The 6,539-nt window shown below is 62.0% G+C and carries 7 protein-coding genes; all 7 read left to right on the forward strand.

Translation table 11 applies throughout. The annotated features are described in order from the left end of the window. The first annotated feature begins 1 nt into the window (after position 1). Positions 2-2,050, forward strand: a complete 2,049-nt coding sequence (locus tag JCM25143_RS08240; protein ID WP_025860735.1) for an oxidoreductase — start codon at positions 2-4, stop codon at positions 2,048-2,050. A 3-nt stretch (positions 2,051-2,053) separates the two neighbouring features. Continuing rightward, positions 2,054-2,845, forward strand: coding sequence for a DUF3483 domain-containing protein (locus JCM25143_RS23865; protein WP_234395130.1), 792 nt, complete (start codon positions 2,054-2,056; stop codon positions 2,843-2,845). Continuing rightward, positions 2,800-3,942: a heterodisulfide reductase-related iron-sulfur binding cluster gene (locus JCM25143_RS23870; RefSeq protein ID WP_234395131.1), complete on the forward strand. Its 1,143-nt coding sequence runs from the start codon at positions 2,800-2,802 to the stop codon at positions 3,940-3,942. Before JCM25143_RS23865 ends, JCM25143_RS23870 begins: the two co-directional genes overlap by 46 nt. After that, complete coding sequence (locus JCM25143_RS23875; RefSeq protein ID WP_234395132.1) at positions 3,939-4,502, forward strand: adenine nucleotide alpha hydrolase family protein; 564 nt, start codon at positions 3,939-3,941, stop codon at positions 4,500-4,502. The genes JCM25143_RS23870 and JCM25143_RS23875 overlap by 4 nt, the downstream gene beginning before the upstream one ends. A 93-nt stretch (positions 4,503-4,595) precedes the next feature. Beyond that, the gene (locus tag JCM25143_RS23880) at positions 4,596-5,168 is read left to right on the forward strand and encodes an FAD-binding protein (protein ID WP_234395133.1); all 573 of its coding nucleotides are present in this window, start codon (positions 4,596-4,598) and stop codon (positions 5,166-5,168) included. Then, entirely contained in the window at positions 5,159-5,950 is a 792-nt protein-coding gene (locus JCM25143_RS08255) for an adenine nucleotide alpha hydrolase family protein (protein WP_025860736.1), read from the forward strand. Before JCM25143_RS23880 ends, JCM25143_RS08255 begins: the two co-directional genes overlap by 10 nt. A gap of 25 nt (positions 5,951-5,975) precedes the next feature. Beyond that, the coding region (locus JCM25143_RS08260; protein ID WP_025860738.1) for an alcohol dehydrogenase catalytic domain-containing protein at positions 5,976-6,539 on the forward strand (564 nt) is incomplete at its 3' end.

Consider the following 6,539-nt stretch of genomic DNA (forward strand, 5'->3'; position numbering starts at 1 on the left):
CATGAACGCGAATGCGGATGTTCTTCTGCGTCCCCTGCGCATTAAAAATCTGGTCATCCGTAACCGGATCATGAGCACAAGCCATGCGCCGGGTTATGGCGATGGTGGCAAGCCCAAGGACCGCTACCAGCTTTACCATGCGGAAAAGGCACGTGGCGGTATCGGGCTGACCATGTTTGGCGGCTCTTCCTCGGTCGATTGCGATAGCCCTGCGACACCGTGGAACCAGATTGCCGTCTCGGATGACAGTATCATTCCGTATTTTCAGCAATTTGCCGACAGGGTGCATGCTTATGGCGGTAAGCTGATGATCCAGCTTACTCATATGGGCCGCCGTACCCGTTGGGATACGGATGCCTGGCTACCTGTTGTTGCTCCTTCAGTCGTACGGGAACCTGCTTCTCGCTCGGTGCCCAAGGCGCTGGAAGATGAGGATATCAGCCGTATTATCCGCGCCTTTGCCGATGCGGCCCGCCGGTGCAAGGAAGGCGGGCTGGACGGGCTGGAACTTTCTGGCGCGCATGGGCATCTGCTCGACCAGTTCTGGAGCCCGCTGGTTAATCAACGAAGCGATGCCTATGGTGGCTCGCTGGAAAACCGCATGCGTTTCGGGCGGGAGGTCTTTACCGCCGTGCGTGAAGCGGTGGGCGATGATTATGTGGTAGGCCTGCGGATGTCGGGTGATGAAATGCTCAAAGGGGGCATTTCGCACGAGGATGCCATTGCCATTGCCTCGGATTATGCCGGACGCGGGCTGATTGATTTCGTTAACATTATTGGCGGTCAGGCGCGCGATGAAATGTCGCATGCTGTCAGTCTGCCCAATATGGCTTTTCCGGTGGCGCCCTTCCTGCATCTGGCCAGTGGTGTTCGCCGCGAGGTGGATATTCCGGTTTTCCATGCCCAGCGCATCATGGATCTGGCGACGGCGGCCCGCGCTATTGCCGAAGGCCATGTGGATATGGTGGCCATGACCCGCGCCCATATCGCGGACCCACATATCGTCAACAAGCTGGCCGCCGGACGTGAGGATGATATCCGCCAGTGTGTCGGCGCGGGTTACTGCATTGACCGGATTTACGTGGGGGGAGATGCGCTGTGTCTGCAAAACCCCGCAACCGGGCGTGAGCAGACCATGCCGCATGATATTACCCCCGCCACGCAGAAACGGCGGGTGGTGATTGTGGGGGGCGGTGTGGCCGGGCTCGAAGCCGCTCGGGTGTGTGCGTTGCGCGGACATGAGGTGGTTTTGTTTGAAAAAGCCGATCGCACCGGGGGGCAGGTTAATAGTGCCGCCAAGGCTGGCTGGCGCGAGGCCCTGTCTGGCATCGTGCGCTGGCTGGATGCGCAGGTGCGTAAACTGGGCGTTGATATCAGGCTTAATACACCGGCCGATGCGCAGGCCGTTGCAGCGCTGGCTCCGGATATTGTTATTGTGGCAACCGGCGGTGTTGCCAACCGGGGAGACTGGCCGGGTCATGAACTGGCCTGCACTGTGCGTGACGTGCTGGACGGTCAGGCAGCGCCTGAAGGCAGCGTGCTGCTCTATGATGAAATGGGCCAGCATAATGCGGCTTCAGCAGCCGAACTGCTGGCCACACGTGGCTGTCAGGTCGAGATGGCAACCTGTGATCGCCTGATTGCGCAGGAGGTGGGTACAACCAACCAGCCCGTGCATCTGCGCGAACTGTATCGTCTGGGTGTCATTATGTCGCCCAACATGGAGTTGCAGGAACTCTACCGCGAGGAAAACCGCGTGGTGGCGGTGCTGCGAAACACCATGACCGGCGAGGAAGAAGAACGTCTGGTTGATACCGTGGTGGTGGAATGTGGCAACCTGCCGCTTGAGGCCCTGTATTTCGACCTCAAGGCGCAGTCCGTCAATCATGGCGTGACGGATCTGCCCGCTTTGCTGGAAGGCCGCACGCAGCCAGCGCTGGAACAGGCCGGGCTGGAGGGTTTTGCCCTGTTCCGTATTGGCGATGCCGTGGCGGGGCGCAATATTCACGCTGCCATTTATGATGCCTTGCGTCTGTGCAAGGATTTTTAAGACATGATTCTAACGGCAGCAGGTCTGGCGTGGGTATTGTGCATGGGCGTGCTGCTTGTTGCGGGGCGTTATGTCACGGGTTGGCGGCAGGGGCGTCCGGCTGTCATTGACTGGCGTGCAGGGCTTGCGGCCCTGCCGCGGCGCTATCTTAAAGACGTGCATGACGTGGTGGAACGCAGGCCGGGTGCGGGGCGTATGCACGCGCTGACAGCAGGCGGGCTGATGGCTAGTGTAGCATTGGCTTTGCTGGGGGTTTTGCCCTTTTTGCAGGCAAGCCGTTTGTATTGGGGCTGTGTCGCGCTGTTTGCACTGGCGGGGCTGGTGGGGGCGGTGCTGGTCTGGCGCAGGCGCTGGCCGCATAAGCCGCCTTTTCTGTCTGGCGGGCGGTTCTACGCTATTGCTCCGGCCATTCTGTGCTGCCTCGGCGGGCTGTGGTTTCTGGCCATGTGGGGCATGGTTGCGGATACACAGACAGGCCCAGTTGTGTGGATAGGGCAGGCCATGACAGGGGTTGGTGGCGCTGCCTTGCTGTGGCTGGTGGGGGCAGGGCCGCTCAAACATGCGTTTTCAGGTGCGACATGGCTGGTTACCCATACCCGCCCGGCCCGTTTTGGTGGCGGGCGCGATACAGCCCTGCGCGGCATTGCGCTGGATGCACCGGTGCTGGGTTGTATCACGCCTGTTGATTTCTCCTGGAATGTTCTGGCCAGTTTCGATGCCTGTATACAGTGCGGGCGTTGCGAGCAGGTTTGCCCCGCTTTTGCCGCAGGCAGAGGCTCAACCCCAAGGCGCTGATACAGGGTATGGTGCATGCCATGCATGGTGGCAGCTATACGGGGTCTCCTGCGCCCGGGGCTCCGGCTGTAACCGGGCAGGGGGGTATGGCTCAGGCCATTGTGGGAGAAAGCGGTTCCATACACCCTGAAACGCTCTGGGCCTGCACGACCTGCCGGGCCTGCGTGGAAGAATGCCCGATGATGATCGAGCATGTGGATACCATTGTCGATCTGCGGCGCGGTCAGGCACTCATGCACGGGGCTGTGCGCCCGGGTGCGGCAACGGCGCTGCGGGTGCTGCGCGATAAAGGCAACCTTGCAGGGCGCGCACCGGCCGAACGGGCGGAAGGGCTGGCCATGCTGGATGTGCCGGTTCTGGCCGAGGGCGAGGAAACCGATATCCTGCTCTGGCTGGGTGAGGGAGCGTTCGACCGGCGTTACAGCCAGAGCCTTCAGGCGTTGGTAAAGCTTATGCGCCATGCCGGGTTGCGCTTTGCCATTCTGGGTGAGGCCGAAACCGATTGTGGCGACCTCGCGCGCCGTCTGGGCGATGAGGCAACCTTTGAGATGCTGGCGGCTGATGTGGTTACAACCCTGTCGCGCCGTCGCTTTAACCGGATTGTGACAGCAGACCCCCACGCTTTTCATGTTCTGGCCAATGAATACCCACTGCTGAATGCTGGCCACGGACCGTCATGGGTGGTGCAGCATCATACAGGCCTGCTGGATGAACTGGTGCAGGCAGGGCGGCTGCGGTTGAATGCACGGGCCGGTGCACCGGTAGCCTGGCATGACCCCTGTTACCTCGGCCGCTATAACGGGCAGATCGAAGCGCCCCGCCGTTTGCTGGCTGGTGCGTGCCAGAGCGTGGTGGAAATGGAACGCCACGGCATGCAGGCCATGTGCTGTGGGGGCGGGGGTGGCAACCCGGTAAGCGATGTGGATGCGCGCGAGCGTATTCCCGACCTGCGTATGGCGCAGGCACGGCAGGCAGGGGCCGCTGTTGTGGCGGTTGGCTGTCCCGGCTGCACCGCCATGCTCGAAGGTGTTGTAGGAGAGCAGCCGCAGGTGCGTGATATTGCCGAACTGGTGCTGGCCGCCGTGGAGGAAGCATGACAGGCCGTATCCGTCGCTCGCCGTTTGCGGAACGTGCGGCCCGTCGTCAGGCTGGTCAGGCCGGGCGGGTGCGTTTTGTCATGGGGGCTGTAGCCGATTGTGTGCCCGATGGCAGACGCCGTGACCCAAGGGCGGAGCGCGCACGCCAGACTGTACCCGGGGCTGCGGGGCGCAGGCGGATTGTCTGGGGGAGCGTGCGCCCGGGGCAGGCTGTGGCAGTTTCCGCCGTGCAGAAGCCGCGCACTATCCGGGTAGAAGACCCCGCCATGTTGGTTCTGGCCGTGCCTGATTTTGACGAGATGCGGCTTTCACGCTTCGACCGCCAGATTTTGGGCGCTGCCCGGCTTGTAGCCGATGGCGGAAAAGGGGCCGTGGGCGTGCTCTGTCCGTCTGACCTACCTGAAGAGCAACGTGCAGCGCTGGCACAGGCGGGGGCTGACAGGCTGTTTTTTCTTCCCGCCGGGCGGAGTAACCCGGACAAGCAGGCACGCGCGGTGTTGCATTGGTTCAAGCAAGTGGTGCGGCCATATCCTGTTTCCAGAAAGCCCGGAGGGAGCTGATAAGGCGCGCCGTGTTGCCGTGGCCGGTGGCTGTGATTTCATGGGCGGTATACAGGCCTTTTCACTCCGGGCGGCGATAGCCCCTGCCACGCTATGCGGCGCGAACGTGTGGTGCAGGCACTGCCGCAGATCATGACGCTGGAGGAAGACCGGGTGGCCGCTTATGCCGGTCTGCCCCATGAGATTCTGCATACAGACAGCTTGATGGAGGATGCAGCCGAAACGCCTGTGTGCACGTCGCGTGTGCGTATTGGAGACGCCATTGCGGGTGATCCTGCCAGCCTGCCTCTGGCGGAAGCACCTTTTGTGGTGGCGGCAGGCAACGGGGTGCATGACTTTACGACCTTTGGCGAAGTGGTGCGGGCCTTGCGGGCCACTCCCGGCGCCAGCCGTGTCGTGTGCGATAGCGGGCATATGCCCCGGCAGACACAGGTTGGCGCGTCTGGCACGGTACTGGATGCCTCCTGTTATCTGGCTATGGGTATTTCAGGCGCACCACAGCATTTGCAGGGGATCGGACGGGTGGAAACGATCATCGCCGTCAATACGGATCTGCATGCCGCCATGGTGGCGCGCGCGTCTTTGGCGATTATTGCTGATGCTCAGGATGTCATGCCCGCCCTGCTGCGGCTTTTGCAACAGGAAGGAGAAAGCCCATGCGCGTAGCAGTTGCTTTATCCTGCGGTGTGGATTCCCTGTCCGGGCGAGTGGCGCCGGTGCTTTCGGAACTGCATGCTATTGGCCTTGCCCGGCAGCTTTCGGCTGATGTGGTCGGCGTGCATGTGGGGGCGAACACACCACTATTGCGTGACTATGCGGCTTATGGCCTGAGCCGAATTGACGTGCTGGCAGAGAGTGATGCCGAAGGCGCGGGCTCTGTTGGCGCTGCACTGGCTGCGTGGCTGCGGGCTAATGCGGATATCAGCGTGCTGGTAACAGGGCATAAGGCCAGTGGCGCGCAGGATAGCGGCCTTGTGCCGTTTGAGGTTGCCCATGCGCTGGACTGGGCGGTGGTGTCGGATGTTGCTGCCGTTGTGACCATGCCCGAGGGGGGAGAGGGTAACAACGGCACCGTGCAGGTGTTGCAGGCGCGGCCACGCGGGGTACGCAGGCCCGTGTTTGTTGATGGCCCCTGTGTGCTGGCGGCCCATGAGCGCACGGGGGGTGTGCCTGCGCGTATCCACGCTGTGGGACGGGTGGCCCATATCGAGAATGTTCATCCGGTGAGAGAGCCGGAGGGAGCGGAGGCGCGTGGTGCAGAGGGCGAAATCCGCCCGTGGCGTGCGCGCCCGAAGTTGATGAGTGGCTCTGCTGACACCGCTCAGCAGGGTGGCGGCAAAGTAATGGTTGCACCAACGGCGGATGAAGCGGCGCGGGCCATCATTGACCATTTGCAACAACTGGGGCTGGGGCCATCCGGCACGGCCTCTCGCAATGTGACTCAGTAAAAGTCTTGATCAGGGGATAAAGAGAATGGACGTAAGGGCAGCGGTAGCATTTGAGGCTGGACGTTCTTTGGAGATTGAGCGCGTTCAGCTTGAAGGTCCGCGCGCGGGCGAGGTTCTTGTTGAGGTGAAGGCGACCGGGCTTTGCCACACGGACAAGTATACGCTTTCTGGAGCGGACCCTGAGGGTCTTTTCCCGGCGATTTTGGGGCATGAAGGGGCTGGCGTTGTTGTGGAGGTTGGCGCTGGCGTGCAGCACCTGCGCCCGGGCGACCACGTGATCCCGCTCTATACGCCTGAGTGCCGTGAGTGCAAATCATGCCTTTCGCGCAAGACGAACCTGTGCACGGCCATCCGCTCGACACAGGGCAAGGGGCTGATGCCCGATGGCACATCGCGCTTTTCGTTCAAGGGACAGCCGATCCATCATTATATGGGCTGCTCGACCTTTGCGAACTACACGGTTCTGCCGGAAATCGCGCTGGCGAAAATCCGCCCGGACGCGCCGTTCGACAAGGTCTGCTACATTGGCTGCGGTGTCACGACAGGCCTTGGCGCGGTTCTGTTCACGGCGAAGGTGGAGCCCGGCTCG

The organism is Acetobacter papayae JCM 25143 (assembly GCF_000613285.1).
In the GTDB taxonomy this organism is placed as follows: Bacteria; Pseudomonadota; Alphaproteobacteria; order Acetobacterales; family Acetobacteraceae; genus Acetobacter; species Acetobacter papayae.